Origin of the sequence: Rhizobium sp. Leaf306, from assembly GCF_001423425.1 — a bacterium.
In the GTDB taxonomy this organism is placed as follows: domain Bacteria; phylum Pseudomonadota; class Alphaproteobacteria; order Rhizobiales; family Rhizobiaceae; genus Neorhizobium; species Neorhizobium soli.
Genome location: NZ_LMNX01000002.1, coordinates 627,759 through 653,845 on the forward strand (window position 1 = coordinate 627,759; position 26,087 = coordinate 653,845).

The following is a 26,087-nucleotide window of genomic DNA, read 5'->3' on the forward strand; positions in this document are numbered from 1 at the left end:
GCTGGTTAATTTCACAATTCAGCAACGATATCAGTGATTTAATTTGGATGTGAGCCATGCAATTATGGCATTGCTGGTCCGTGCTTTCTTCCCTATGTTACGCTCCGAAACCAGGGTGCGTCATTTTGACATGATGTCCCCTTTATAAAGAGCAGCACACAGGGAGGGATCGATGGCGCAAGCTAAAACCGCGTCTACGTCCGGCCGCAAAACGGCGGCAAAGTCTGCAACCCAGAACGTTTCAAAGGATTTTACCGGCAAGAATATGTCGGACTTCGGCAAGGATGACGAGCTGCACGCGTATCGCGAAATGCTGCTCATCCGCCGCTTCGAGGAAAAGGCCGGCCAGCTTTACGGCATGGGCTTCATCGGTGGTTTCTGTCACCTCTATATCGGCCAGGAAGCTGTCGTCGTCGGCATGCAGATGGCGCAGAAAGAGGGCGATCAGGTCATCACCGCCTATCGTGACCACGGCCATATGCTGGCAACCGGCATGAGTGCCCGTGGCGTGATGGCGGAACTGACGGGGCGTCGCGGCGGCTATTCCAAGGGGAAGGGCGGCTCGATGCACATGTTCTCCAAGGAAAAGCAGTTCTACGGCGGCCACGGCATCGTCGGCGCGCAGGTGTCTCTCGGCACCGGTCTTGCCTTCGCCAATGCCTATCGCGGCAATGACAGCGTATCGGTCGCCTATTTCGGCGATGGCGCTGCCAACCAGGGTCAGGTCTACGAGAGCTTCAACATGGCTGCTCTCTGGAAGCTCCCGATCGTCTACATCGTCGAGAACAACCGTTATGCGATGGGCACATCGACCGCCCGCGCGACGGCGCAGTCGAACTATTCGCTGCGTGGCTCCGGCTTCGGCATTCCCGGCATCCAGGTGGATGGCATGGATGTGCGCGCCGTCAAGGCCGCCGGCGACGAGGCGCTCGCTCACTGCCGTTCCGGCAAGGGTCCGATCATTCTCGAAATGCTGACCTACCGCTACCGTGGTCACTCGATGTCCGACCCGGCGAAGTATCGCTCCAAGGAAGAAGTGCAGAAGATGCGCTCCGAGCAGGATCCGATCGAACAGGTGCGTCTGCGCATCCTCGACGGTGGCTGGGCGACCGAGGACGAACTGAAGGCGATCGACAAGGATATCCGTGACGTGGTCTCGGATTCTGCAGATTTTGCCCAGAACGATCCGGAGCCGGATGTATCCGAGCTCTACACCGACATTCTGCTCTGATCGCGGGGAGGGAACCTCAATGCCAATCGATATCCTGATGCCCGCGCTTTCTCCCACGATGGAAGAAGGCACGCTCAGCAAGTGGCTGAAAAAAGAGGGTGACAAGGTCACCTCCGGCGACGTGATCGCCGAAATCGAGACCGACAAGGCGACCATGGAAGTGGAAGCTGTGGATGAAGGCGTGATCGGCAAGCTGCTGATCGAGGCCGGCACCGAGAACGTCAAGGTCAACACCAAGATCGCAATCCTGCTTGCCGAAGGCGAAACCGCCGACGACATGAAGGCTGACAAGCCTGCACAGGAAAGTGCGCCCCAGGCAGACGCTCCGAAGGCAGACGCTCCGAAGGCCGATGCCGATACTCCGGCGGCGACCTCCGATGCTGCCGGCGGCAAGGCTCGCGAAGCCAAGGACGAGACACCTGCTGACGCCAAGGTGCCGGCCCAGCCGAAGATCGACATTGCTGCCGATCCGGACATTCCAGCTGGCACCGAAATGGTGATGACCACGGTTCGCGAAGCGCTTCGCGATGCCATGGCCGAAGAAATGCGTCGCGATGGCGATGTGTTCGTGATGGGTGAGGAAGTCGCCGAATACCAAGGCGCCTACAAGATCACGCAAGGCCTGCTGCAGGAATTCGGCGCGCGTCGCGTCGTCGATACGCCGATCACCGAACACGGCTTTGCCGGCGTCGGCGTCGGTGCTGCAATGGCCGGCCTGAAGCCGATCGTCGAGTTCATGACGTTCAACTTCGCCATGCAGGCGATCGACCACATCATCAACTCGGCTGCCAAGACGCTCTACATGTCCGGCGGCCAGATGGGTGCGCCGATCGTGTTCCGTGGTCCGAACGGCGCCGCTGCCCGCGTTGGCGCACAGCACAGCCAGGACTATGCCGCTTGGTACAGCCAGATCCCGGGCCTCAAGGTCGTCATGCCCTATACGGCTGCCGATGCGAAGGGTCTTTTGAAGGCTGCGATCCGCGATCCGAACCCGGTCATCTTCCTGGAAAACGAGATCCTCTACGGACAGCAGTTCGAAGTGCCGAAGCTGGACGATTTCGTTCTGCCGATCGGCAAGGCGCGTATCCACAAGACGGGCAAGGACGTCACTGTCGTGTCCTTCGGTATCGGCATGGCCTATGCCACGAAGGCGGTTGCCGAACTCGAGAAGGACGGCATCGATGTCGAACTGATCGATCTTCGCACCATCCGTCCGATGGACCTGCCGACCGTGATCGAATCGGTGAAGAAGACGGGTCGTCTGGTCACCGTCGAGGAAGGCTATCCGCAGTCGTCGGTTGGCACCGAAATTGCCACCCGCGTGATGCAGCAGGCCTTCGACTATCTCGATGCGCCGATCCTGACGATCGCCGGCAAGGACGTGCCCATGCCTTACGCCGCCAACCTTGAAAAGCTGGCGCTGCCGAATGTCGGTGAAGTCGTTCAGGCGGTTAAGACCGTCTGCTACAAGTAAGGATCCGGTTATGCCGAAATCTTCTGTGAAGCAGATTCTGCCGGTTTCCGGTTCTTGGTTCCGAGTGATCGGCACCAAGAACAACCCGGTCTTTGAAAGAATTGTGTTCTGGGCCTTGGTCAAGACCGAAGACACCGAGGTGATCGTCGGTGTCCCGCGCGAAGAGATTGGCGTGATTGGTGCCGTAGACGGCTGGCTTGAAGACGTTGCCGGTTACATCGAAGTGACGCCTGAGGACGTCACCCGGCTGACGGAACATCCTGACGAACTTGCCCAGTTTGAACTTATGTGGGCGGAGGATTAACATGCCTATCAACATCACCATGCCTGCCCTGTCGCCGACCATGGAGGAGGGCAACCTCGCCAAGTGGCTGGTCAAGGAAGGCGATACGGTCAAGTCCGGCGACGTGATCGCCGAAATCGAGACCGACAAGGCGACGATGGAAGTCGAAGCCGTCGACGAAGGCGTTGTCGCCAAGCTGGTGGTTCCGGCCGGCACCGAAGGCGTCAAGGTCAACGCCCTGATCGCCATCCTTGCGGTCGACGGCGAAGATGTTTCGGCTGCCGCTTCCGGCGGCGAGGCTCCGAAGGCTGAAGCCCCGAAGGCAGATGCTCCGAAGGCTGAAGCAGCTCCTGCGGAGAAGGCGTCCGAAGCGCCGAAGTCCGAAGCCAGTTCCGACAAGCCGCTGACGGATGCCGCTCCGGCACCGTCGACGCCTGCTCCGAAGGCAGAAGACGGCAAGCGTGTGTTCTCCTCACCGCTTGCCCGTCGGATGGCCAAGGAAGCCGGTCTCGATCTCACCGGTGTTACCGGCACCGGTCCGCATGGCCGTGTCGTCAAGGCCGATATCGAGAAGGCCGCCGCTTCCGGCGGTGCAAAGGCCGCTCCGTCCGCGACGACGCCGGCAACCGCCGGTGCCGCTCAGGCTCCAGCCGCGCCAATGGCAAAGGGTCCGTCGGACGACAACATCATGAAGCTGTTTGCGGAAGGCTCCTACGAGCTTCTGCCGCATGACGGCATGCGCAAGACGATCGCCTCGCGCCTGACCGAGTCGACCCAGACGGTTCCATCGTATTTCGTTTCGATGGACTGCGAACTCGATGCCATGCTCAAGCTGCGCGCCGAGATCAATGCGTCCGCGCCGGTGAAGAAGACGGAAAAGGGTGAGGTTCCGGCCTTCAAGCTTTCCGTCAACGACTTCATCATCAAGGCGATGGCGCTGGCGCTTCGGGATGTTCCGATGGCGAACGCCTCCTGGACGTCTTCTGCCCGCGTCCTGCACAAGCATGCGGATGTCGGCGTTGCCGTCTCGATCCCGGACGGTCTGATCACTCCGATCGTCCGCAAGGCCGAGACGAAGACGCTTTCGGTCATCTCCAACGAGGTCAAGGATCTCGCCAAGCGGGCCCGCGACAAGAAGCTGAAGCCGGAAGAATACCAGGGCGGCACCACGTCGGTGTCAAACCTCGGCATGTTCGGTGTCTCCAACTTCACGTCGATCATCAACCTGCCGCAGGCCTCGATCGTCTCCATTGGCGCCGGTGTCGAAAAGCCGATCGTTCGTGGCGGCAAACTCGAAGTCGGCACGGTGATGACGGCAACGTTCGCCTTCGACCACCGCGTCATCGACGGCGCGCTCGGCGCAGAGCTTGCCTCGGCCTTCAAGCGCTACATCGAAAGCCCGATGGGCATGCTGGTTTAAGAAATCTCGGCCGCGGCCTAAGTCGCGGCCGTTCCCATCGGTGAATGCGCTTGATGCGTGACATTTGTAAGCTGCTCCACCATATTTGATGGAGCGGAATACGGTCCGCTCAGGAGCACGTCGATGGCGAACGAACCGGTGGACATGATCATGCCGATGCTGCGTGAAATACGCGGTGAAATGCATGAGATACGCGGTGAACTCGGTGCCGTGAAACAGCAATTGCACAAGCTTGAGATCGGCCAGAAGAGTATTCGCAATGCGCTGACCGCCGATACAATGCTCTCGAAGTTCATGACCGGTGATTTCGAGGAGCGGATATCCGAGCTTGAAAGCAAGGTCGAGACGCTGATGAAGGGGACCTGACCTCGACAGGGACAGGTCGGCAGGGAATGACTGGGCGTATGGACACTATGAAAACCGTTCTCTGCTTCGGCGACAGTCTCACATGGGGGTATGACCCCGTTGGTCCCGGTCGTCACGCGTTCGAGGATCGCTGGACGAGCGTGCTTGCCGCCGCACTCGGAGACGAGGTCACGGTCATTGCCGAGGGCCTGAACGGGCGCACGACCGGCTACGACGACCATCTCGCCGATTGCGATCGCAACGGGGTGAGGAATTTCCCGACGGTCCTGCATACCCATATGCCGCTTGATCTCGTCATCATCATGCTTGGCACCAACGACATGAAGCCTGTCATCGCCGGCACGGCGCATGCTGCGCGGGCCGGGATCCAGCGGCTGGTCGCACTGATCCGTCACCACGAATGGTCGTTCGACTATGATGCACCGGACGTACTGATCGTTTCGCCGCCACCGCTTTGCGAGACCGGGGACCCGATCTTTTCGGCGATGTTCCAGGGCGGGATCGAGCAGTCGTCGATGCTGGCCTCGCTGTACCGCGATCTTGCCGACGAGCTCGGGTGCGGCTTTTTCGATGCAGGTTCGGTCTCAAAGACCAGCCCGCTCGACGGTGTGCATCTGACCGCTGAAGACACCCGCGCCATCGGCCGCGGCCTTGAGCCGATCGTCCGGATGATGCTCGGTATCTGACCCAAGAATTCACATCGGCAGGCCGCGTATGGATGGTCGCCGCAGACACAGACTTAAAAAGACAAAGGCAGGAAACAATGGCTCAGTCCTACGATCTCATCGTTATCGGCGCCGGTCCGGGCGGTTATATCGCCGCGATCCGTGCATCCCAGCTGGGCATGAAGGTTGCCGTCGTCGAGCGCGAGCATCTGGCCGGCATCTGCTCCAACTGGGGCTGCATCCCGACCAAGGCGCTGCTTCGGACAGCCGACGTGCTGCATACCGCGCAGCATGCCAAGGATTACGGCCTGACGCTGGAAGGCACGATCAAGCCTGACGTTAAGGCGGTCGTTGCGCGTTCGCGCGGCATTGCCAACCGCATGAACAGCGGCGTCGGCTTCCTGTTCAAGAAGAACAAGATCGATATCATCTGGGGCGAAGCCAAGGTCACCAAGCCGGCATCCGGTTCGCAAATGGCCGAAATCGTCGTCGGCAAGATCACCAAGGAGATCGTGCAGCCTCAGGGTCCTGTTCCCAAGAACACACTGGGCGAGGGCACCTACACCGCCAAGCACGTCATCGTCGCCACCGGCGCCCGTCCGCGTGCGCTGCCGGGTATCGAGCCCGATGGCAAGCTGATCTGGACCTACTTCGAAGCGATGAAGCCGGAAGAGTTGCCGAAGTCGCTGCTCGTCATGGGGTCTGGCGCGATCGGCATCGAGTTTGCGTCGTTCTATCGCACCATGGGCGTCGACGTGACCGTGGTCGAAATCATGAGCCAGGTCATGCCGGTCGAGGATGCAGAAATTTCGGCCTTCGCCAAGAAGCAGTTCGACAAGCAGGGCATCAAGATCCATCTCGAAGCCAAGGTTTCGAAGGTCGAGAAGGGTGCAAACTCGATCACTGCCACGATCGAGAAGAAGGACGGCACGTCGGAGAAGATCACTGCCGACCGCATGATCTCGGCTGTCGGCGTGCAGGCCAATATCGAGAATATCGGGCTTGAGGCTGTCGGCGTGAAGACCGACCGCGGCTTTATCGTCATCGACGGTTACGGCAAGACCAATGTCGAGGGTATCTACGCGATCGGCGATGTCGCCGGTGGTCCGCTGCTTGCGCACAAGGCCGAGCATGAGGCCGTCGTCTGCATCGAGAAGATCGCCGGCCTGCCTAACGTGCACGCCATGGACAAGAGCAAGATCCCGGGCTGCACCTATTGCAATCCGCAGGTCGCGTCGGTTGGTCTGACCGAAGCCAAGGCCAAGGAGCAGGGCCGCGAGATCCGCGTCGGCCGCTTCTCGTTTGCAGCCAATGGCAAGGCCGTTGCGCTTGGCGAGGACCAGGGCATGGTCAAGACGATCTTCGACAAGAAGACCGGCGAGCTGATCGGTGCGCATATGGTTGGGGCGGAAGTGACAGAACTGATCCAGGGCTTCGTCGTCGCCATGAACCTCGAGACGACAGAGGAAGACCTGATGCACACCATCTTCCCGCATCCGACGATTTCGGAATCGATGAAGGAAAGCGTTCTCGATGCCTATGGCCGCGTCCTGAACGCTTAGGTCTCAGCGCCGATTGCATATGGGCGGCTCGCCGCCCATATCTGCTGAAGAGGTTTGAACGGAGTAAGACATGGGCGTGGGCTGGTTTGCAGCAATCATCATCGGAGGCCTGGCAGGCTGGCTTGCCGGCAAACTGATGGATATGCGCTTCGGCATCTTCATGAATATCGTGATCGGCATCGTCGGCGCTGTGATTGCCAACGCGATCTTCAATGCGGCCAACATCCATGTTGCCAGCGGTTGGCTGGGTTACCTCGTGCAGGGTTTCGTCGGCTCGTGCATTTTGCTATTTGTCGCAAAACTCGTCAGGCGTTGACGGTACCCGCATTCAAGGCGGTTGAGGACAGTAATTTATGGTCACCATTCTCGACAGGATAAACCTCATCACCCCGGCCGCGGGCGATGAGAAGCGTGTCCGCCATCCGGAAAAGGCGCATCGGCCAGATACCGAGGTGCTGCGCAAGCCCGAATGGATCCGTGTCAAGGCGCCGGTTTCCAAGGGCTATCAGGAAACCCGCTCGATCGTGAAGGAGCACAAGCTCGTCACTGTTTGTGAAGAAGCGGGTTGCCCCAACATCGGCGAGTGCTGGGACAAGAAGCACGCCACGTTCATGATCATGGGCGAGATCTGCACGCGCGCCTGCGCGTTCTGCAACGTCTCGACCGGAAAGCCGAACGCGCTCGACCTGTCAGAGCCCGAGAATGTCGCAAAGGCCGTCAAGGAGATGGGCCTCAGCCACGTCGTCATCACCTCGGTCGATCGTGACGATCTGGCCGATGGCGGTGCCGAGCATTTCGAGAAGGTGATCTGGGCGATCCGTGCAGCGTCACCGTTGACGACGATCGAGATCCTGACGCCGGACTTCCTCAAGAAGCCGGGCGCTCTCGAGCGCGTCGTTGCGGCAAAGCCTGACGTCTTCAACCACAATATGGAGACGGTGCCGGGCAATTATCTGACGGTTCGCCCCGGTGCCCGCTATTTCCACTCGGTTCGTCTGCTGCAGCGGGTGAAGGAACTGGATCCGACGATGTTTACCAAGTCGGGCATCATGGTCGGCCTCGGCGAAGAGCGCAACGAAGTGCTGCAGCTGATGGACGACCTGCGGACCGCCGACGTCGACTTCCTGACGATCGGCCAGTATCTGCAGCCGACCCGCAAGCATCACGCGGTGATGAGTTTCGTGACGCCGGAGGAGTTCAAGTCCTACGAGACTGTGGCCTATACGAAGGGCTTCCTGATGGTGGCGTCCAGCCCGCTGACGCGGTCGTCGCATCACGCAGGCGATGATTTCGCCCGTCTGCGCGCCAATCGCGCCCGCAAGCTGCTCGCAGCAGCGGTGTAATCCGCACTTCTGCGGTCTGGCGGCCGATCACTCGGCCGCTTGAACCTTCTCGATCTTATCCTGATTCTTGTCCTGCCCGCGGCGGCGCTCGCGCAGCGTTGTGCGGTGTCCGCGTGTCTCGGCTTTCGCCATTTCCACAAAATAGGCGAGCATGGGGAGCTGGTTCATATCGGCCAGTTGCTTGGCGGATTCGAGCAGCTTGATCATTTGTGTGAAGTCATCCATGGAATGCGTCTTTCCGACAGGTAAAGGCCAGTCATCTCCCGTGAAGCGTTATACGCAGGATTGATCCCGCGGATCATTACAACTTCATTGCTGAGACATTAAAATTATTTAATCTTTGGGCCTCCCGTTATCGAGCCGAGCGGCGACGTCCCAGATATGCCTTGAAGCAACAACCCGCCAGAGGGCGGGGCCATTTTTTTGGACGACAGCGAGAGCGCAGGATTTGGGCGCGCCTGATGTTGAAATCGCACCGACAGAGGCGTCAGCTTCTTGATCTTCTGCCTGTGCGCGATTAACTCCACGACATGCCCAAGTTCGAAATACGCCGCCCCGTCAAGCATAGTCCCGAGAAGATGTACGCGCTGGTCGCCGACATCGAGAAATATCCGGAATTCCTGCCGCTTTGTGAAGCGCTGTCGATCCGTTCCCGCAAGGAACGCGACGGCAAGGAGTTGCTGCTTGCCGACATGACCGTTGGCTACAAGGCGATCCGTGAGACTTTTACGACCCAGGTCCTGCTGCATCCGGCGGAGCAGGCGATCGATGTCAAATATATCGAAGGTCCGTTCAAGTATCTCGATAACCGCTGGCGGTTCGAGCCGGCGACGGACGGTTCCGACGGTTGCACCGTTGCCTTCTTCATCGACTATGAATTCAAGAGCATGATTCTCGGCGCGCTGATGGGTTCGATGTTCGACCGCGCTTTCCGCATGTTTGCTGAAGCGTTCGAAGCGCGCGCGGACAAGATCTACGCCTGATTGGGGTCAGGTTCAGGCCGCCGCCTCGAGCAGCATCTCCAGCGCCGTCCTGACGGTCGCAATCCGGATCTCGGTTCGGCCGATGTCGCCATAGCGCATCTCCCGGTGCAGGATCTTCCCGTTCCGGCCGCGCGCTGCGAGATGGACCAGCCCGACCGGCTTTTCGGCCGAGCCGCCGGCGGGGCCTGCTATGCCTGTTACGGCAACCGCGAGACCGGCGCGGGAGCGGAACAGGGCGCCAGTTGCCATCAGCAGGGCAGTTTCCCTTGAGACGGCGCCGTGTGTTGCAAGCACCGACGAGGGCACTCCCAGCATGTCTGTCTTCGCGTCATTGGTATAAGTGACAAAGCCGCGATCAACGACCGCCGACGACCCGGCGATCTCGGTCAGCGCTCCGGCGATCAGGCCGCCGGTGCAGGACTCCGCCGTCGAGACCATCAGCTTGCGCGCCGAAAACGTCTCGATGATGCGCCGGGCCTGTGCCTCGATATCATCAGGAAAGAGGCTCATGCCCGCACCGATCCGAACACCACGGTGGCTGTGGCAATCGCTGCGATCCCCTCGCCACGGCCGACAAAGCCGATCTTCTCGTTGGTCGTCGCCTTCACCGAGCAGCGGTCGAGCGAGATGCCGAGAATTTCGGCGAGCTTTTCGCGCATGTCCTGACGATGCGGTCCGACTTTGGGGGCTTCCGCGATTAGCGAGACATCGGCATTCATGATGGTGCCGCCGTGTTCGCGCACGATCTTCGCAGCGTGCTCAAGAAAGATCCTCGAGGCCGCGCCCTTCCACTGCATGTCGGACGGCGGAAAGTGGTCGCCGATGTCGCCGGCGCCGCAGGTGGCGAGCAGCGCGTCGGTGAGGGCATGCAGCGCCACGTCGGCATCCGAATGGCCGCTCAGCTTCTGATCGTGCGGAATGAAGATCCCGCACAGCGTCACGCCGTCGCCGGACACGAGCTGGTGGACGTCGTAGCCATTGCCGGTGCGAACATCCGGCAGATAGTGTGGGGCAGGGTTGCCCTGCGTGAGTTTTTCGTCAGCCATATCGATATCCCGCTTCAGCGTCAGTTTGATATTGTCGACGGAGCCTTCCACAATCGTCACGGCAAGGCCCGCCCATTCGGCGATCGAGGCATCGTCGGTGAAATCGTCGTGGCGAAGGGCTGCGGCCTTTTCATGCGCGGTGCGGATTTCCGAGAGACGGAAGCTCTGCGGTGTCTGGGCCGCATAGAGCCCCGCCCGCGAAACCGTTTCGTGCACCAGCCCGTCCGATCCGCCACGCTTCAGCGTATCGGTCACCGCCATCGCCGGCAAGATTCCGTCATTGCCCGCGGCAAAGCCCTCTGCAATGCGATCCAGCAGTGCGTGGTCGACGAAAGGGCGGGCCGCGTCATGGATCATCACGTGGGTCGCCTCCGTTGCCGCAATCGCCCGCAGGCCCTCGTAGACGGAGCGCTGCCTTGTATCGCCGCCGAAGGTGACAATGATGTTCTCGGCTCCGCCAAGTCCGTCCGTCGAGGCGGCGTAGAGCGCCTCGTCTTCCGGGTGGATGACCACGACGATCGGGCCGCTCTTTGGCCAAGTCAGAAATTTCTGCAGCGTATGATGAATGACTGGCAAGCCACCGATACGGCGATATTGTTTTGGTCCGTCTCCCGGCGCACCCGCACGCTCTCCGCGGCCAGCGGCCACGATGACGATGGCTATCTTGAAGATCTCGCCGTCCATGAGCCCTCGGAAATTGGTGGGAGGTTGACAGCCGCAGAACTATAGGACCAAAAGCCTTTATTCCAGCACGTCGCTTAAAAATAACGCAGCTCGTGAATTGCCCTTGGCAAACGCATGACTCCTGAATAAAAATAGTGCAGAAGAATTATCTGCCCGAAAGATCATCATTTGTCGCTCCCTGATCTATCCTCATCTTTTCATATCGGGCCAGTCGCCATCCGTAATCGGGTCGTCCTGGCGCCGATGTCCGGCGTGACCGATCTGCCGTTCCGCACCCTTGCCTGGCGCCACGGAGCAGGTTTGGTCGTGACCGAGATGGTTGCGAGCCGCGAGCTGGTGATGAACCGGGAGGAATCCTGGTCGCGGCTGCAGGGGACAGGGATTACGCCGCATATGGTGCAGCTCGCCGGTCGCGAAGCGCACTGGATGGCGGAGGCGGCAAAGATCGCCGAAGCCAATGGTGCCGATATCATCGATATCAACATGGGCTGTCCGGCCAAAAAGGTCACAGGGGGCTATTCGGGTTCTGCGCTGATGCGTGATCCCGATCACGCGCTGTCGATGATCGAGGCGACCGTCAAGGCGGTCAACGTGCCTGTCACCGTCAAGATGCGGCTCGGCTGGGACGAGAATACCATCAACGCACCGGAAATTTCGCGCCGTGCCGAACAGGCGGGCGCCCGGATGATCACCATCCATGGCCGCACCCGCATGCAGTTCTACGAGGGCAGGGCGGACTGGGATGCCATTCGTGCCGTTCGCGATGAGATCAAGATCCCGCTCATCGCCAACGGCGATGTCGAGACGCCGGAAGATGCGGCCGAGATCATCCGGCGTTCAGGCGCCGATGCGGTCATGGTCGGACGCGGTGCTCAAGGTCGTCCATGGCATATCGGATGGCTTGCCGGCGCTTCTGCACCTGGCCGCCAGGAGATGGCTGTCATCGTCGTTGAACATTACGAAGCGATGCTGGAGCTTTATGGCCGCGAGGCCGGGCTTCGGCACGCAAGGAAACATCTCGGCTGGTATCTCGACCGGTTCGCGCCGAACCTGCCGGCAGATCAGAAGGGCGCAATCATGATCTCGAAGGACGCGACCGACGTTTCGAAAAGAATGTCGTCGGCACTGCTCGACGGTGCGTTCGATGAGTCGGCAAGGAAGGCAGCATGACCAAGTCTCCCGCACCCGATGCCGCGCAGGGACAAGCGCTGGCCATGGCGGTTCTCAATTCCGTTCAGAACCCGGTCATTCTTGTCGATGCCGATGGCAGGGTCGCATTTGCCAACTGGGAAGCCGAGTCTTTCTTCGGCTCCAGCGCCTCGCATCTGGCCAAGAACACGATCTCAAGTTTCATTCCGTTCGGAAGCCCGCTTCTTGCGCTGATCGATCAGGTTCGCGAGCGCAGGGCGCCTGTCAACGAGTACCGGGTCGACCTGTCGTCGCCGCGCCTCGGCCAGGAAAAGCTGGTCGACCTCTATGTCGCGCCTGTCGTCAGCGAACCGGGTTCGGTGGTGGTGGTGTTCCAGGAACGCTCGATGGCCGACAAGATCGACCGCCAGCTGACACACCGGGCCGCAGCGCGCTCCGTCACCGGCCTTGCGTCAATGCTGGCGCACGAGATCAAGAACCCGCTCTCCGGCATCCGCGGAGCAGCCCAGCTGCTCGAGTCGGTCGTGCCGGACGAAGACCGCTCGCTGACCCGGCTGATCTGCGACGAGACCGACCGGATCGTCTCGCTGGTTGACCGCATGGAAGTGTTTTCCGACGAGCGTCCGATCGACCGGATGCCGCTCAACATCCATTCCGTGCTCGATCATGTGAAGGCTATCGCCAAGGCCGGGTTCGCGCGCGACATCAAAATCGCGGAAATGTACGATCCCTCGCTGCCGCCGGTCTATGCCAACCGCGATCAGCTGGTGCAGGTATTTTTGAACCTCATCAAGAATGCCGCCGAAGCGGTGGGTGATCAGCCGGATGCGGAGATCATGCTGACGACTGCCTACCGTCCGGGCATCCGCCTTTCGGTTGCCGGCACGCGGGAGAAGATCTCGCTACCACTGGAATTTTGCGTCATCGACAACGGTCCGGGCGTGCCTGCCGATATCCTGCCGCACCTGTTTGACCCCTTCATCACCACCAAGACGAACGGTTCCGGCCTTGGTCTGGCGCTGGTTGCCAAAATCATCGGTGCCCATGGCGGCATCATCGAATGCGACAGCCAGCCGCGCCGGACGATATTCCGCGTTCTTATGCCCATGCACAAGGAAGAAGGCGGCGATGGCCGCGCCTTGAACTTCACAGGAAGCGATTAATGACTGCCACGATCCTTGTCGCAGACGACGACGCAGCCATCCGCACGGTTCTCAACCAGGCGCTGACCCGCGCCGGTTATGACGTCCGCATCACATCGAATGCCGCAACGCTGTGGCGCTGGATTTCCGCCGGCGAGGGCGATCTTGTCGTCACCGACGTGATCATGCCGGACGAGAATGCGTTCGACCTCCTGCCGCGCATCAAGAAGGCGAGGCCGGATCTTCCGGTACTGGTCATGAGCGCCCAGAACACGTTCATGACCGCCATCAAGGCCTCGGAGAAGGGCGCTTACGACTATCTGCCGAAGCCGTTCGACCTCACCGAGCTGATCGCCATCATCGGCCGGGCGCTGGCCGAGCCGAAGCGCAAGCCGGCTCGCCTCGACGACGATACGCAGGACGGCATGCCGCTGGTCGGTCGTTCGACGGCGATGCAGGAAATCTACCGGGTTCTGGCGCGTCTGATGCAGACCGACCTGACGTTGATGATTACCGGCGAGTCGGGCACCGGCAAGGAGCTGGTCGCCCGCGCGCTGCACGACTACGGCAAGCGCCGCAACGGTCCGTTCGTCGCCATCAACATGGCGGCAATTCCGCGCGATCTGATCGAGTCGGAACTGTTCGGCCACGAAAAGGGAGCCTTCACCGGCGCCCAGAACCGCTCGACCGGCCGGTTCGAACAGGCTGAGGGCGGCACGCTGTTTCTCGACGAAATCGGCGACATGCCGATGGATGCCCAGACGCGGCTTCTTCGCGTTCTGCAGCAGGGCGAATATACGACCGTTGGTGGTCGCACGCCGATCCGCACCGACGTGCGCATCGTTGCCGCGACCAACAAGGACCTGAAGCAACTCATCAACCAGGGTCTGTTCCGCGAAGACCTTTATTATCGCCTCAACGTCGTTCCATTGCGCCTTCCACCGCTCAGGGATCGCGCCGAAGATATTCCCGACCTCGTCCGTCATTTCATGCAGATGGCGGAGAAGGAGGGTCTCGACGGCAAGCGTTTCGAAACTGAAGCGCTGGATGCGATGAAGGCCTATGCCTGGCCGGGCAACGTCCGCGAGCTGGAAAACCTCGTGCGCCGCCTGATGGCGCTTTATCCACAGGATGTGATCACCCGCGAGATCATCGAGACGGAGCTGCGCTCCGACGTGCCAGATAGCCCGATCGACAAGATGACGGCCCGTTCAGGGTCTCTCACCATTGCCCAGGCGGTCGAAGAGAACATGCGGTCATACTTTGCCGGTTTCGGCGAAAACCTACCGCCGCCAGGTCTTTACGACCGGGTTTTGACGGAAATGGAGTATCCGCTGATCCTTGCCGCGCTGACTGCCACCCGTGGCAACCAGATCAAGGCAGCAGATCTTCTCGGCCTCAACCGCAATACGCTGCGCAAGAAGATCCGGGAACTGGGCGTTTCGGTCTATCGCAGCTCGCGCGGCGCGTAGGCCTGTCATTTCCGTTCGCCACAATCGCTTGACACTTCTGCTTCATCGTTGCATTTTCGCCACAAAGCGTTGCTTAAACATCACGCAGATTTACGCTTCGGACTGAGCCTCCAGGCTTGGCCCGAGCGGCGCGAGTTTTCGTTGCAAATGAATGACTGGCGTCTGCGTCCGGATGAGATATCCGCACCGCCCACGCCACGAAGCCGGGGTTTTGACGATGACGGATGGCGCTGCAACGCAGTCGGCCGAAACGGAGCCGGCAGCTGTGGTCCACGATCGGCGTGCATCGTTCGCGCTGCCTGGCCTGCTTCTTGCCGGTGGTGCACTGATCTGCGCCACACTGACGCTGTTCGTGCTGCTGGGCGTGACGCCGGTCGCGCCGACGACCAATGTCGTGATCGCGTCCGCCGCGATCAACTCGCTGTTCATTCTCGGCCTTGTCTACCTGATCGGCAGAGAGGTCGGACGACTGGTAAAGGCCAGACGTCGTGGGCGTGCGGCGGCCCGTCTGCATGTGCGCATCGTCGTGCTGTTCTCGTTCGTGGCGATCACGCCCGCCGTGCTGGTTGCGATTTTCGCCAGCCTGACGCTGAGCGTCGGTCTCGATCGCTGGTTTTCGCTTCGCACGCAGTCGATCGTGCAGTCGTCGCAGGACGTTGCACGAGCCTATATGATGGAGAACGCAAGTTACCTTCAGGGCCAGACCGTCTCGATGTCGAACGATCTCGAGCGGAACCGCGCGATGTATTATCTCGACCGGACCGGTTTCATCGATCTTCTGACCCGTCAGGCGCGGGGCCGTGGTCTGCTCGGCGCCTTCCTGGTGCAGGAGGATGGCCAGGCGGTCGCACAGGCTGATATCAAGACGGAGAAGCCGCTTCCGGCCATTCCCCAGGACGCGCTCAAAAGTGCTGCATCCGGCCAGCCGACGCTGATCCCACCGGGCATCACCAACCTCGTCGGTGCCGTCATCAAGATCGATACGATCCCGGGCGCCTTTCTCTACACGATCCGGGCCGTCGATCCGCGCGTCATGAACGCGATGCGGCTGATGGAGGAGAACACGGCCGAATACAAGGCGATGGAAGCCGGCCGCATGTCGCTGCAGGTCGCCTTCGCCGTGCTCTATCTCGGCTTTGCGCTGATCGTGCTTCTCGCCGCCATCTGGGCCGCGATTGCTGTCGCCGACCGTATCGTGCGTCCGATCCGGCTTCTGATCAGTGCGGCAGACAGCGTCGCCACCGGCAATCTTAACGTCGTTGTCCCGGTTCGCACTGTCGACGGCGACGTCGGCAGCTTGTCGCGGACCTTCAACAAGATGATTTCCGAGATCCGCAGCCAGCGCGATGAAATCCTCGAGGCCAAGGACGAGGTCGACGATCGCCGCCGGTTTATCGAGGCGGTGCTGTCGGGCGTCACCGCTGCCGTCATCGGCGTCGAGGCCGACCGCCGCATCACCATCGTCAATCCGACGGCCGAAGACTTCCTCGGTGCGCCTGCCGAAGAGCTGATGGGCAAGACGCTGGATGACGTGGCGCCTGAGATCGACCACGTTCTGACCGAGGCGACCGCCCGTTCGCGCGGCGATTTCCGCAAGCAGGTCAATCTGATGCGCAACGGTACCGAGCGGACGCTGTCCGTGCAGGTCACCCGTGAAGAGCAGCGTTCGCCGCAGGACGCCTATGTGATCACCCTTGATGACATTACCGACCTCGTGATCGCGCAGCGTTCCACCGCCTGGGCGGATGTGGCGCGGCGTATCGCGCATGAGATCAAGAACCCGCTCACCCCGATCCAGCTTTCCGCCGAGCGCCTGAAGCGCCGCTACGGCAAGCAGATCGACCCCAGCGACCGGGCCGTGTTCGACCAGTGCACCGATACGATCGTGCGCCAGGTGGGCGATATCGGCCGCATGGTCGATGAATTCTCATCGTTTGCCCGCATGCCGAAGCCGGCCAAGGAAGATGCGGACTTACGCGATATCCTGCGCGATGCCATCTTCCTGCGCGAAATGGGTGAGACACATGTGGACTTCATTCGCGAGCTCGGAGATCAACCGCTGAAAGGTCTTTTCGATGCCCGCATGCTGGGCCAGGCTTTCGGAAATCTCGTCAAGAATGCTGTCGAGGCGATCGAGGCGGTGCCGAGCGATCAAGAGCGCGACGGCCGCAAGATCATGGTTCGTGCTGCTCTCGAAAAAGGCCGGGACACGTTCGTCGTCGATATCATCGACAACGGCAACGGACTGCCGACCGAAAACCGGCACCGCATTCTGGAGCCTTACATGACGATGCGCGAGAAGGGCACGGGCCTTGGCCTCGCGATCGTCAAGAAGATCATCGAGGAGCATGGCGGACAGCTGGAGCTGCACGATGCCCCCAACGATTTCGATCATGGCAAGGGCGCCATGATCCGGGTGCTGCTGCCGCATGTCGAGCGGGTGGCAAAGCCCAACACAGATAATAACGATAAGGAACTGGCATATGGCATCTGATATTCTTGTCGTCGATGACGAGGCCGACATTCGTGACATCGTTTCGGGGATCCTGTCCGACGAAGGCCATGAAACGCGAACGGCCCACGATGCGGACAGCGCGCTTGCGACGATATCCGACCGTGTGCCACGGCTCGTTTTTCTCGATATCTGGATGCAGGGATCACGTCTCGATGGGCTCGCGCTCCTCGAGGAGATTAAGTCCCGTCACCCGGACCTCCCTGTCGTCATGATTTCCGGTCACGGCAATGTCGAGACGGCGGTATCGGCCATCAAGCGCGGTGCCTTCGACTTTATCGAAAAGCCGTTCAAGGCCGATCGGCTGATCCTGATTGCCGAGCGGGCGCTCGAAAACTCCAAGCTGAAGCGCGAAGTGACCGAGCTGAAGCGCCGCACGGGTGACGCCGCCGAGCTCGTCGGCACGTCGGTTGCCGTGTCGCAACTTCGCCAGACGATCGAGAAGGTATCGCCCACCAACAGCCGCATCATGATCCTTGGCCCTTCCGGTTCCGGCAAGGAGCTGGTGGCACGGATGATCCACAAGAAGTCCTCGCGGGTGACAGGACCGTTCGTTGCACTGAATGCCGCAACGATCACGCCTGACCGCATGGAGATCGCGCTGTTCGGGACCGAGGGCGGCCCCGGCCAGCCGCGCAAGATCGGTGCGTTGGAAGAGGCGCATCGCGGCATTCTCTATCTCGACGAGATCGGTGAAATGCCGCGCGAGACGCAGAACAAGATCCTGCGCGTGCTTGTTGATCAGCAGTTCGAGCGCGTCGGCGGCTCCAAGCGGGTCAAGGTGGATGTGCGCATCATCTCGTCGACCGCTCTCAATCTCGAGAGCCTGATTGCCGAAGGGGCGTTTCGCGAGGATCTTTACCACCGCCTCGCGGTCGTGCCGGTCAAGGTGCCGGCGCTTGCCGAACGGCGGGAGGATATTCCGTTTCTCGTCGACATGTTCATGCGCCAGATTTCCGAGCAGGCGGGCATCCGCGCTCGCAAGATCGGTGACGATGCCATGGCGGTGCTGCAGGCGCATGACTGGCCGGGCAATATCCGTCAGCTGCGCAACAATATCGAACGGCTGATGATCCTTGCCCGCACCGACGGTCCGGACACAGCGATATCAGCGGATATGCTGCCGCCCGATCTTGGCGACATGCTGCCGAAAGTCTCATCGAAGGGCGATGTCCACATCATGACACTGCCGCTGCGCGAGGCGCGCGAAATGTTTGAGCGCGACTATCTCGTCGCGCAGATCAACCGCTTCGGCGGCAACATTTCGCGCACCGCGGAATTCGTCGGCATGGAGCGCTCGGCGCTGCATCGCAAGCTGAAGTCGCTGGGCGTGTAGGGGATCATCATGCGTATCGCTTACGTCAACGGTCAGTATGTCAGGCACTCCGAGGCTGCGGTTCATATCGAGGATCGCGGTTTCCAGTTCGCCGATGGTGTCTATGAAGTCTGCGAGGTCCGGGACGGGCTGATCGTTGACCTGACGCGGCATCTGAACCGGCTCGACCGGTCGCTGAGCGAGCTGCGCATAGATCAGCCGATGAGCCGCGCGGCACTCACCCTCGTCATTCGTGAGGTGCTGCGCCGCAACCGGGTTCGCAACGGCATCTTCTACATGCAGGTGACCCGCGGGGCGGCAAAGCGGGACCATTTCTTCCCGCCGGAGGGCACGGCTCCGACCATCACGATCACCGCCAAGAGCACCGATCCGTCGCTGCTTGCCAAGAAGTACGCGACCGGCATCAAGGTGATCACCCTTCTCGAAAACCGCTGGGACCGGGTCGACATCAAGACTGTGGGTCTGTTGCCCAACGTTCTTGCCAAGCAGCAGGCCCGCGATGCGGGCGCCCATGACGCGATCTTCGTGACGCGCGACGGCATGGTGCTGGAAGGTGCGTCCGCCAATGCCTGGATCGTCACGCCGGATGGCGAGCTCGTCACGCGGCCGGCCGAGCACGGGATCCTGAAGGGCATTACCCGCACCACAGCAATCGACGTTGCGGCAAAGCTCGGCCTGGTTTTTGTCGAGCGGGAGTTCTCCGTGGACGAAATGCTGTCCGCCCGCGAGGCCTTCATGACGTCTGCAACCGGAATTTGTGTACCGGTCGTCGAGGTCGATGGTAAGCCCGTCGCCAACGGCCATCCAGGCACCGTCTCAAGCGATATAAGGGACGCTTTTTTCGCGATTGCGGAGAAGACGGCGATTTGATAACCACACTGTCAGGGGAAGGGAAACACGAGGGCGTTTCCCGCTCAACTCTAGAAATTTTGATCAGCTTCCGGCAATGACCGGCAAGAAAGAAAGAAGCGACGCTATGGCGGAACGTTCTCAGAACCTGCAGGATTTGTTTCTCAACACAGTCCGCAAACAGAAGATTTCCCTGACGATATTTTTGATCAACGGGGTGAAGCTCACGGGCGTCGTGACCTCGTTCGACAATTTCTGTGTGCTTCTACGCCGTGACGGACACTCGCAGCTCGTGTATAAGCACGCTATCTCCACCATCATGCCGGGCCAGCCGATGCAGATGTTCGAGACCGAAGAAAACGCTGCTTAAGGATCGATAGAATCTCCAATCGTGATACCTCGAACGAATCAATAGTCCCGGAAGCTGAAAAGCACCGGGACGACATGCGCGCTGTCGTCATCGTGCCGGTACTGAAACAGAGCCGGACACGCAGCGGGCAGGGCGATGCGACAGCCACGCCCGTGCCCTCAAGACCTGCCGCACCGCAGCGCTCCAACGAAGCCCGACTTGAAGAAGCGACCGGCCTTGCGCGCGCGATCGATCTCGAGATCGCCGAAGGCATGATCGTGACCGTCGGTCAGCCGCGTCCGGCAACGCTGATGGGCACCGGCAAGATCGAAGAGATCAAGGCGCTTCTCGACGAGAAGGATGCCGGGCTTGTCATCGTCGATCATCCGCTGACGCCTGTCCAGCAACGCAATCTCGAGAAGGAATGGGGCGCCAAGGTCATTGACCGCACCGGCCTCATTCTGGAAATCTTCGGCCGCCGTGCGTCCACCAAGGAAGGCACGCTGCAGGTCGATCTCGCTCACCTGAATTACCAGAAGGGCCGCCTCGTTCGGTCCTGGACCCACCTTGAACGCCAGCGCGGTGGTGCGGGCTTCATGGGCGGTCCCGGTGAAACCCAGATCGAGGCCGACAGACGGCAGTTGCAGGACAAGATCATCAAGCTCGAGCGGGAGCTTGAACAGGTCGTCCGGACCCGCCAGCTGCACCGCGCCAAACGCCGCAAGGTGCCGCATCCGATCGTGGCGCTGGTCGGCTATACCAATGCCGGCAAGTCGACGCTGTTTAACCGCATTACCGGCGCTGGCGTTCTGGCCGAGGACATGCTGTTTGCGACGCTCGACCCGACGCTGCGCCGGATGAAGCTGCCGCATGGCCGCACCGTCATCATGTCCGATACGGTGGGTTTCATCTCCGATCTTCCGACCCACCTTGTGGCCGCCTTCCGCGCGACGCTGGAAGAGGTGCTGGAAGCCGATCTCGTGCTGCATGTGCGCGACATGTCCGATCCTGACAACGCCGCCCAGTCGGCCGACGTGCTGCGCATCCTTGCCGATCTCGGAATCGACGAAAAGGAGAGCGAAAAGCGCATCATCGAGGTCTGGAACAAGATCGACCGGCTCGACCCGGAAAGCCACGACGCGCTGTTTGAGCGTGCGCAGGGTCGCGCCAACATCATGGCCGTCTCGGCGATCACGGGCGAAGGCGTCGAGGCACTGCTCGATGAAGTCTCGAACCGGCTGTCCGGCGTGCTGACCGAGGCCGAGATCGTGATCCCGGCCGATAAGCTGGCACTCGTCTCCTGGGTCTACGGCAATGCCGTGGTGAGCGAGCGTGAGGACAATGAGGACGGCTCGGTGACGCTGGTCGTCAAACTCACGGATCGGCAGGCTTCTGAACTGGAGCGCAGGCTCGGGAACGGCGCAAAGTCGGACAAGGAAGAGTGGGAGCGGTAAGACGCTCCTTCTTTATTCCCTGTAGCTGCTGCGAAGGTTCGCGGGAGCGTATTTCCCTCCATACGGATCGTATTTCGCTTTGTGAACCTATGTCGGAAAACGCCAGTCCAGTAACGCTCCATTGTGATACGTATTCATCTTCGTGGCGCGAAGCTAACACACTGACAATATTTGAGTATTAAATAGGGTTTACGGGTAATTCACGGGCGGCGGAAGCAACCAAAGCTTGGCGGATGCATTTAGGCTGCGCTCTCCAGCTAAGGTTCGCTCCTGATGACATCATCCGTTCTTCACAAATCTGCGGGTGGCAATCCACCGCGCATCTTCTCCGACCGATCTCTGGCGGCGCTCTGCCTCCTCAATTTCTTTCTAGCCGATGCGCGTGATGGGCTCGGGCCGTTTCTTGATGCTTTCCTTGCGACGCAAGGCTGGTCATCGATGTCACTCGGCCTGATCGCCACGGTCGGTGGTTTGATCGGGCTTGCCGCAACGCCGCTTTGTGGGGCGCTGGTCGATGGAACGTCGTGGAAACGGGCGCTCGTTGCCATTCCGGTCGTGGTGGTCACCGCTGCAGCGCTGGTGACGCTTCTTTCCCCCAATCCGGCAATTGTCTGGATCGGTCAGATCGGGACCGCCGTCGTCGGCGCCGTGATCGGTCCGGCACTGGCCGGCCTGACGCTGGGTCTCGTCGGCGAGAAGCTGTTTTCGCAACAGATCGCTCGCAACGAGTTCTGGAACCACACAGGCAATTTCGCCTCGCTGTTTGCCGTCTACGTCATCATCTCGCTGTTCGGCCAGGGTGGCATGATCTGGCTGATGATCGCGACGGCGTTCGGTGCTCTTGCGGCAGTCGCAATGATCGATCCTGATCGCATCGATCACAAGGTCGCCCGCGGCCTTGCGGCGGACGACGGCAGCGGAGCAGACGCTAGCGCGGCGGAGGCGCCATCCGGTTTCAGTGTGCTTCTGAAAAGCCGGGGACTTATTCTGCTCGCACTGATCCTGATGATCTTCCATTTCGGCAACGCGCCGATGAGCCGGTTGATCGCCCAGCAGTTCGCCATCGAACTCGGAACACCATTCCGGACCACGGCGATCATCACAGGCATCGCCCAGCTTTCGATGGTGGCTGTCGCGGTCGTGACGCCGTTGCTGATCCGAAGGCTTGGCCTTGCCGCGACGCTTGCGATCGGGCTTGCAGCGCTGCCGATCCGCGGGTTGATCGCCGGCAGCTTTGACGGTTTCTGGGTGGTATGGCCCGTCCAGATCCTCGACGGCGTCGGTGCCGGGCTGCTTGGCATCGTCACACCGGTTGCGGTGGAACGCATCCTGAAGGGTACAGGCCGTTTCAATGTCGGCTTTGCGAGCTTGATGACGGTCCAGGGCCTTGGCGCATCGCTCAGCAACGTCGTTGCCGGCTATGTGGTCAGCCAGGGAGGCTATGCGGTCTCTCATCTCGTCGGGGGCGGCGTCGCGCTGATCGCCGTGGCCGTCTTCGCGATCTACCACAAGGAAATCGCGCCTTCGCAAAAGTCGATCGGCTGAAACAGAGATGCCGCGATCCCCGGATGTATTCGGGGATCGCGGCATTTATAATCAGATCATTAGATCGGTCTTTTAAACCGATATCTCAGAAGCTTACCCAACAAATGCGCGTTCGATGACGAACTCGCTCGGCTTGTTGTTGGCACCTTCGGTCAGGCCTGCATTCTCCAGACGTTCCTTGGTGTCTTTCAGCATCGCAGCCGAGCCGCAGATCATGCCTCGGTCGACAACGGGATCGAGCGGCGGCACGCCAAGATCGGTGAACAGCTTGCCATTGTCGATCAGGTCCGTGATGCGGCCCTGATAGGGGAATGCCGCGTCGCGGGTGACGGTCGGATAGTGTTTCAGCTTGGTGCCGACGACTTCGGAGAGAAACTCGTGATTGCGGATCTCTTCCATCAGGTCGAACCCGTATTTCAGCTCCGCCACTTCGCGGCAGGTATGGGTGAGGATCACCTCGTCGAACTTCTCGTAGGTTTCCGGATCGCGGATCAGGCTTGCGAACGGCGCGATGCCCGTGCCGGTCGAGAACATGTAGAGACGCTTGCCGGGCGTCAGCGCGTCGAGCACCAGCGTTCCTGTCGGCTTCTTGCGCATCAGAACCGTATCGCCCGGCTTGATCGCCTGTAGATGCGATGTCAGCGGGCCATCCGGAACCTTGATCGAGAAGATTTCGATCTCTTCGTCCCAGGAGGGGCTGGCAATCGAATAGGCGCGGTAGATCGGCTTGTCGCCGACCATCAGGCCGATCATGGCAAACTCGCCTGACCGGAAGCGGAAGCCTGCCGGACGTGTCATGCGGAAGCGGAACAGATGATCCGTGAAATGCTCCACCGAAAGCACGGTTTCGGCGTAGACTCCATCCGGGATCTTCACGGCAAACTCTTCGGTCTTGGCAGGTGCGTTCATAGTCTCGTCCGTTACTCGGTCAGATTGGTTTCGCAGCAGCGAAATACACTATCGAGCCGCGCTTATGAAGCAATCGGCCGCGCTTTCTGGCCGATCGCTTAGAAAATATGTCTTCTGAGGTCAGCTTTTCAAGCCGGCACAGAGCGGCGGCGCCAGCTATAGCCTTCGCCTGGCTCCGCAGGACGGGCCGTTGGCTGGTAGTGGACGTCAATGCCGGGCAGGCGGCCTTCCTCCAGACGCTGCAGCGCCGTTGCGTTGGTGACCGCGAAGCTGTCGATGCCACACCGCAGCATCAGCGGGACCTGATCGATCAGCACATCGCCCACGGCGCGCAACTCGTTCTTGTAGGCCAGACGATCGCGCAGCAGCGAGGCATGGCTGAAGGCGCGGCCATCGCTGAAGGCCGGAAATTCCACCGCCACCAGTTCGATGCGGTAGAGATAGGGCTCAAGCTTCCGGACGTCGTCGGCGGGCTTGATCAGCACACCGAGACCGACATCGTTGCTGGCTTCCGCCTTCTCGATGAATTCGGCAAGGGCTAGAAGCGGCTTCTGCTCGCCCTCGGCCTTTACCTCTTCCGTCTCGATCACCCATTGGTCGTTGGCGACGAAGCCGGTTTCTCTCCAGATCTTCGCCATCACGCCGCCTCCGCCTTCGCGTCACCGTAGAGCGCATCCTTGAAGGGCTGCGGTCCAACCCGGCGATAGGCGGCGAGGAAAGTTTCTTCCTGGCCATGCCGAAGCCCGAGATAGGTGTTGACGATGGTTTCGATCGCGTCCGTCACCTTCGACGGCTCGAAGCCGCGACCGATGATTTCGCCGATCGAGGTGTTCTCGTCGGCCGAACCGCCAAGCGTGATCTGGTAGAGCTCGGTGCCCTTCTTCTCGACGCCCAGAAGGCCGATATGGCCCACATGGTGGTGGCCGCAGGCGTTGATGCAGCCGGAGATCTTGATCTTCAGCTCACCGATTTCCGCCTGCCGCTCCGGGGAGCCGAAGCGCGTGGAGATTTCCTGCGCGACCGGGATCGAACGGGCGTTCGCCAGCGCACAGTAATCCAAGCCGGGACAGACGATCATGTCCGTGATCAGGTTGGAATTTGCCGTTGCCAGATTGTGTGCGGCGAGGGCGCGATAAAGCGGCTCGAGATCGGCCAGCGCCACATGCGGCAGGATGACGTTCTGCTCGTGGCTGATGCGGATTTCGTCATGGCCGAATTCTTCGGCCAGATCGGCCATCGCATCCATCTGCACGTCGGACGCATCGCCCGGAATGCCGCCGATGGGCTTCAGCGAGATGGTGACCATGCCGTAGTCCGGATGCTTGTGCGGCTGAACGTTCTGATCCACCCAGCGGGCAAAGTTCTCGTCCTGCCGCTTCCAGCTGGCGAGTTCCTTCCAGCCCTCGGCGCGGTTCGCCAACGCGGGCGGTGCGAAATAGGCGGTGATCGCCTCGATATCCTGTTCCGGCAGTTTCAGCTCGGTGCCCTGCAGGTGCTGGAATTCTTCTTCCACCTGACGGGTCAGTTCCTCGACGCCGGTTTCGTGCACGAGGATCTTGATGCGGGCCTTGTACTTGTTGTCGCGGCGACCGTTTAGATTGTACACGCGCATGATCGCGGTCGTGTAGGAGAGGAGATCCTCTTCCGGCAGGAAGTCGCGGATCTTCTTGGCGATCAGCGGCGTGCGGCCCTGTCCGCCGCCGACATAGACGGCAAAGCCGATCTCGCCCTTGTCGTTCTTCTTCAGGTGCAGGCCGATATCATGCACCTGGATCGCGGCACGGTCGCGCTCAGCGCCGGTCACGGCGATCTTGAACTTGCGGGGCAGGAACGAGAATTCGGGATGGACCGACGACCACTGGCGCAGGATTTCCGCGTAAGGTCGCGGATCGGCGACTTCGTCGGCTGCAGCGCCTGCGAAATGATCCGCGGTGACGTTGCGAATGCAATTGCCCGATGTCTGCAGCGCGTGCATTTCGACGGTTGCGAGTTCGGCGAGGATATCCGGCGTATCCGACAGTTTCGGCCAGTTGTACTGGATGTTCTGCCTGGTGGTGAAATGGCCGTAACCGCGATCATACTTGCGGGCGATATGGGCAAGCATCCGCATCTGCTTTGCATTCAGCGTGCCATAGGGGATCGCGACGCGCAGCATGTAGGCATGCAGCTGGAGATAGACGCCGTTCATCAGGCGCAGCGGCTTGAACGCATCCTCGGCAAGCGCGCCGGACAGGCGGCGCTCCACCTGATCGCGGAACTGCTCCACGCGGCTTTCAACAAATGCGTGGTCGAATTCGTCGTAACGATACATGG

At 60.7% G+C, this 26,087-nt stretch carries 25 protein-coding genes; 19 read left to right on the plus strand and 6 right to left on the minus strand.

The annotated features are described in order from the left end of the window. Nucleotides 1-172 precede the first annotated feature (172 nt). The 9 genes from pdhA to lipA all read left to right on the plus strand — a co-directional run bounded on the left by pdhA (nucleotide 173) and on the right by lipA (nucleotide 8,344). Nucleotides 173-1,231 carry a pyruvate dehydrogenase (acetyl-transferring) E1 component subunit alpha gene (gene pdhA / locus ASG19_RS10815; RefSeq protein WP_062456352.1) on the plus strand — a complete coding sequence of 353 codons (1,059 nt, stop codon included), beginning with the start codon at nucleotides 173-175 and terminating at the stop codon, nucleotides 1,229-1,231. Between the two features lie 19 nt (nucleotides 1,232-1,250). Then, the gene (locus ASG19_RS10820; RefSeq protein ID WP_062456355.1) at nucleotides 1,251-2,705 is read left to right on the plus strand and encodes a pyruvate dehydrogenase complex E1 component subunit beta; all 1,455 of its coding nucleotides are present in this window, start codon (nucleotides 1,251-1,253) and stop codon (nucleotides 2,703-2,705) included. Between the two features lie 25 nt (nucleotides 2,706-2,730). Further along, on the plus strand, nucleotides 2,731-3,009 hold the full coding sequence (locus tag ASG19_RS10825) for a hypothetical protein (protein ID WP_162238146.1): 279 nt from the start codon (nucleotides 2,731-2,733) through the stop codon (nucleotides 3,007-3,009). A gap of 1 nt (nucleotide 3,010) precedes the next feature. After that, entirely contained in the window at nucleotides 3,011-4,408 is a 1,398-nt protein-coding gene (locus tag ASG19_RS10830) for a pyruvate dehydrogenase complex dihydrolipoamide acetyltransferase (RefSeq protein WP_062456361.1), read from the plus strand. Nucleotides 4,409-4,531: 123 nt separating this feature from the next. Beyond that, on the plus strand, nucleotides 4,532-4,774 hold the full coding sequence (locus ASG19_RS10835) for a hypothetical protein (protein ID WP_062456364.1): 243 nt from the start codon (nucleotides 4,532-4,534) through the stop codon (nucleotides 4,772-4,774). Between the two features lie 47 nt (nucleotides 4,775-4,821). Then, the gene (locus ASG19_RS10840; protein WP_062456366.1) at nucleotides 4,822-5,460 is read left to right on the plus strand and encodes an SGNH/GDSL hydrolase family protein; all 639 of its coding nucleotides are present in this window, start codon (nucleotides 4,822-4,824) and stop codon (nucleotides 5,458-5,460) included. Nucleotides 5,461-5,537: 77 nt separating this feature from the next. Continuing rightward, nucleotides 5,538-7,001, plus strand: a complete 1,464-nt coding sequence (lpdA, locus tag ASG19_RS10845) for a dihydrolipoyl dehydrogenase (protein WP_062456369.1) — start codon at nucleotides 5,538-5,540, stop codon at nucleotides 6,999-7,001. Between the two features lie 70 nt (nucleotides 7,002-7,071). Further along, nucleotides 7,072-7,317, plus strand: coding sequence for a GlsB/YeaQ/YmgE family stress response membrane protein (locus ASG19_RS10850; protein WP_062456372.1), 246 nt, complete (start codon nucleotides 7,072-7,074; stop codon nucleotides 7,315-7,317). A 37-nt stretch (nucleotides 7,318-7,354) separates the two neighbouring features. Beyond that, nucleotides 7,355-8,344, plus strand: coding sequence for a lipoyl synthase (lipA, locus tag ASG19_RS10855; RefSeq protein WP_062456375.1), 990 nt, complete (start codon nucleotides 7,355-7,357; stop codon nucleotides 8,342-8,344). Between the two features lie 27 nt (nucleotides 8,345-8,371). Here lipA and ASG19_RS10860 read toward each other — a convergent pair whose 3' ends face one another. Further along, nucleotides 8,372-8,569: a hypothetical protein gene (locus tag ASG19_RS10860; RefSeq protein ID WP_062456378.1), complete on the minus strand. Its 198-nt coding sequence runs from the start codon at nucleotides 8,567-8,569 to the stop codon at nucleotides 8,372-8,374. Nucleotides 8,570-8,874: 305 nt separating this feature from the next. Between ASG19_RS10860 and ASG19_RS10865 the strand changes: the two genes are divergently transcribed. Beyond that, nucleotides 8,875-9,327 (plus strand): type II toxin-antitoxin system RatA family toxin, encoded by a 453-nt coding sequence (locus tag ASG19_RS10865; protein ID WP_062456381.1) that lies wholly within the window; start codon nucleotides 8,875-8,877, stop codon nucleotides 9,325-9,327. Nucleotides 9,328-9,339: 12 nt separating this feature from the next. On the opposite strand, the gene ASG19_RS10870 is transcribed toward ASG19_RS10865, so the two are convergent. After that, nucleotides 9,340-9,837 carry a CinA family protein gene (locus ASG19_RS10870; protein ID WP_062456384.1) on the minus strand — a complete coding sequence of 166 codons (498 nt, stop codon included), beginning with the start codon at nucleotides 9,835-9,837 and terminating at the stop codon, nucleotides 9,340-9,342. Beyond that, nucleotides 9,834-11,057 carry a bifunctional 2-C-methyl-D-erythritol 4-phosphate cytidylyltransferase/2-C-methyl-D-erythritol 2,4-cyclodiphosphate synthase gene (locus ASG19_RS10875; RefSeq protein ID WP_062456386.1) on the minus strand — a complete coding sequence of 408 codons (1,224 nt, stop codon included), beginning with the start codon at nucleotides 11,055-11,057 and terminating at the stop codon, nucleotides 9,834-9,836. Before ASG19_RS10875 ends, ASG19_RS10870 begins: the two co-directional genes overlap by 4 nt. 147 nt (nucleotides 11,058-11,204) lie before the next feature. On the opposite strand from ASG19_RS10875, the gene dusB reads away from it, so the two are divergent. The 9 genes from dusB (at nucleotide 11,205) to ASG19_RS10920 (ending at nucleotide 22,865) form a co-directional block, all read left to right on the plus strand. Next, nucleotides 11,205-12,227, plus strand: a complete 1,023-nt coding sequence (dusB, locus tag ASG19_RS10880; protein WP_200933897.1) for a tRNA dihydrouridine synthase DusB — start codon at nucleotides 11,205-11,207, stop codon at nucleotides 12,225-12,227. Further along, nucleotides 12,224-13,369, plus strand: a complete 1,146-nt coding sequence (locus ASG19_RS10885) for a nitrogen regulation protein NR(II) (protein ID WP_062456393.1) — start codon at nucleotides 12,224-12,226, stop codon at nucleotides 13,367-13,369. The genes dusB and ASG19_RS10885 overlap by 4 nt, the downstream gene beginning before the upstream one ends. Further along, entirely contained in the window at nucleotides 13,369-14,820 is a 1,452-nt protein-coding gene (gene ntrC, locus ASG19_RS10890; protein WP_062456396.1) for a nitrogen regulation protein NR(I), read from the plus strand. Before ASG19_RS10885 ends, ntrC begins: the two co-directional genes overlap by 1 nt. Before the next feature lie 217 nt (nucleotides 14,821-15,037). Then, the gene (locus ASG19_RS10895) at nucleotides 15,038-17,314 is read left to right on the plus strand and encodes a PAS domain-containing sensor histidine kinase (protein ID WP_062457992.1); all 2,277 of its coding nucleotides are present in this window, start codon (nucleotides 15,038-15,040) and stop codon (nucleotides 17,312-17,314) included. Then, nucleotides 17,304-18,668, plus strand: a complete 1,365-nt coding sequence (locus ASG19_RS10900; RefSeq protein WP_062456399.1) for a sigma-54 dependent transcriptional regulator — start codon at nucleotides 17,304-17,306, stop codon at nucleotides 18,666-18,668. Before ASG19_RS10895 ends, ASG19_RS10900 begins: the two co-directional genes overlap by 11 nt. A 6-nt stretch (nucleotides 18,669-18,674) precedes the next feature. Continuing rightward, nucleotides 18,675-19,538, plus strand: coding sequence for a D-amino-acid transaminase (locus ASG19_RS10905; RefSeq protein ID WP_062456402.1), 864 nt, complete (start codon nucleotides 18,675-18,677; stop codon nucleotides 19,536-19,538). A gap of 106 nt (nucleotides 19,539-19,644) precedes the next feature. Continuing rightward, the gene (gene hfq / locus ASG19_RS10910) at nucleotides 19,645-19,887 is read left to right on the plus strand and encodes an RNA chaperone Hfq (RefSeq protein ID WP_007757453.1); all 243 of its coding nucleotides are present in this window, start codon (nucleotides 19,645-19,647) and stop codon (nucleotides 19,885-19,887) included. 2 nt (nucleotides 19,888-19,889) lie between these two features. Further along, entirely contained in the window at nucleotides 19,890-21,320 is a 1,431-nt protein-coding gene (gene hflX / locus ASG19_RS10915) for a GTPase HflX (protein ID WP_156466479.1), read from the plus strand. 273 nt (nucleotides 21,321-21,593) lie between these two features. Continuing rightward, entirely contained in the window at nucleotides 21,594-22,865 is a 1,272-nt protein-coding gene (locus ASG19_RS10920) for an MFS transporter (RefSeq protein WP_062456408.1), read from the plus strand. Nucleotides 22,866-22,958: 93 nt separating this feature from the next. Here the strand turns inward: ASG19_RS10920 and ASG19_RS10925 are convergent, their stop codons facing one another. The 3 genes from ASG19_RS10925 to ASG19_RS10935 form a co-directional block, all read right to left on the minus strand. Next, on the minus strand, nucleotides 22,959-23,774 hold the full coding sequence (locus ASG19_RS10925; protein WP_062456411.1) for a ferredoxin--NADP reductase: 816 nt from the start codon (nucleotides 23,772-23,774) through the stop codon (nucleotides 22,959-22,961). A 128-nt stretch (nucleotides 23,775-23,902) separates the two neighbouring features. Continuing rightward, nucleotides 23,903-24,412, minus strand: a complete 510-nt coding sequence (locus ASG19_RS10930) for a DUF934 domain-containing protein (protein ID WP_062456415.1) — start codon at nucleotides 24,410-24,412, stop codon at nucleotides 23,903-23,905. Beyond that, entirely contained in the window at nucleotides 24,412-26,085 is a 1,674-nt protein-coding gene (locus tag ASG19_RS10935; RefSeq protein WP_062456418.1) for a nitrite/sulfite reductase, read from the minus strand. Before ASG19_RS10935 ends, ASG19_RS10930 begins: the two co-directional genes overlap by 1 nt. Nucleotides 26,086-26,087 lie beyond the last annotated feature (2 nt).

Bases quoted from the DNA above. Each gene is read 5' to 3' on its own strand.
- pdhA (WP_062456352.1), top strand. From the start codon at position 173: ATGGCGCAAGCTAAAACCGCGTCTACGTCCGGCCGCAAAACGGCGGCA.
- ASG19_RS10820 (WP_062456355.1), top strand. From the start codon at position 1,251: ATGCCAATCGATATCCTGATGCCCGCGCTTTCTCCCACGATGGAAGAA.
- ASG19_RS10830 (WP_062456361.1), top strand. From the start codon at position 3,011: ATGCCTATCAACATCACCATGCCTGCCCTGTCGCCGACCATGGAGGAG.
- ASG19_RS10835 (WP_062456364.1), top strand. From the start codon at position 4,532: ATGGCGAACGAACCGGTGGACATGATCATGCCGATGCTGCGTGAAATA.
- ASG19_RS10840 (WP_062456366.1), top strand. From the start codon at position 4,822: ATGAAAACCGTTCTCTGCTTCGGCGACAGTCTCACATGGGGGTATGAC.
- lpdA (WP_062456369.1), top strand. From the start codon at position 5,538: ATGGCTCAGTCCTACGATCTCATCGTTATCGGCGCCGGTCCGGGCGGT.
- ASG19_RS10850 (WP_062456372.1), top strand. From the start codon at position 7,072: ATGGGCGTGGGCTGGTTTGCAGCAATCATCATCGGAGGCCTGGCAGGC.
- lipA (WP_062456375.1), top strand. From the start codon at position 7,355: ATGGTCACCATTCTCGACAGGATAAACCTCATCACCCCGGCCGCGGGC.
- ASG19_RS10860 (WP_062456378.1), bottom strand. From the start codon at position 8,569: ATGGATGACTTCACACAAATGATCAAGCTGCTCGAATCCGCCAAGCAA.
- ASG19_RS10865 (WP_062456381.1), top strand. From the start codon at position 8,875: ATGCCCAAGTTCGAAATACGCCGCCCCGTCAAGCATAGTCCCGAGAAG.
- ASG19_RS10870 (WP_062456384.1), bottom strand. From the start codon at position 9,837: ATGAGCCTCTTTCCTGATGATATCGAGGCACAGGCCCGGCGCATCATC.
- ASG19_RS10875 (WP_062456386.1), bottom strand. From the start codon at position 11,057: ATGGACGGCGAGATCTTCAAGATAGCCATCGTCATCGTGGCCGCTGGC.
- ASG19_RS10885 (WP_062456393.1), top strand. From the start codon at position 12,224: ATGACCAAGTCTCCCGCACCCGATGCCGCGCAGGGACAAGCGCTGGCC.
- ntrC (WP_062456396.1), top strand. From the start codon at position 13,369: ATGACTGCCACGATCCTTGTCGCAGACGACGACGCAGCCATCCGCACG.
- ASG19_RS10895 (WP_062457992.1), top strand. From the start codon at position 15,038: ATGACGGATGGCGCTGCAACGCAGTCGGCCGAAACGGAGCCGGCAGCT.
- ASG19_RS10900 (WP_062456399.1), top strand. From the start codon at position 17,304: ATGGCATCTGATATTCTTGTCGTCGATGACGAGGCCGACATTCGTGAC.
- hfq (WP_007757453.1), top strand. From the start codon at position 19,645: ATGGCGGAACGTTCTCAGAACCTGCAGGATTTGTTTCTCAACACAGTC.
- ASG19_RS10920 (WP_062456408.1), top strand. From the start codon at position 21,594: ATGACATCATCCGTTCTTCACAAATCTGCGGGTGGCAATCCACCGCGC.
- ASG19_RS10925 (WP_062456411.1), bottom strand. From the start codon at position 23,774: ATGAACGCACCTGCCAAGACCGAAGAGTTTGCCGTGAAGATCCCGGAT.
- ASG19_RS10930 (WP_062456415.1), bottom strand. From the start codon at position 24,412: ATGGCGAAGATCTGGAGAGAAACCGGCTTCGTCGCCAACGACCAATGG.
- ASG19_RS10935 (WP_062456418.1), bottom strand. From the start codon at position 26,085: ATGTATCGTTACGACGAATTCGACCACGCATTTGTTGAAAGCCGCGTG.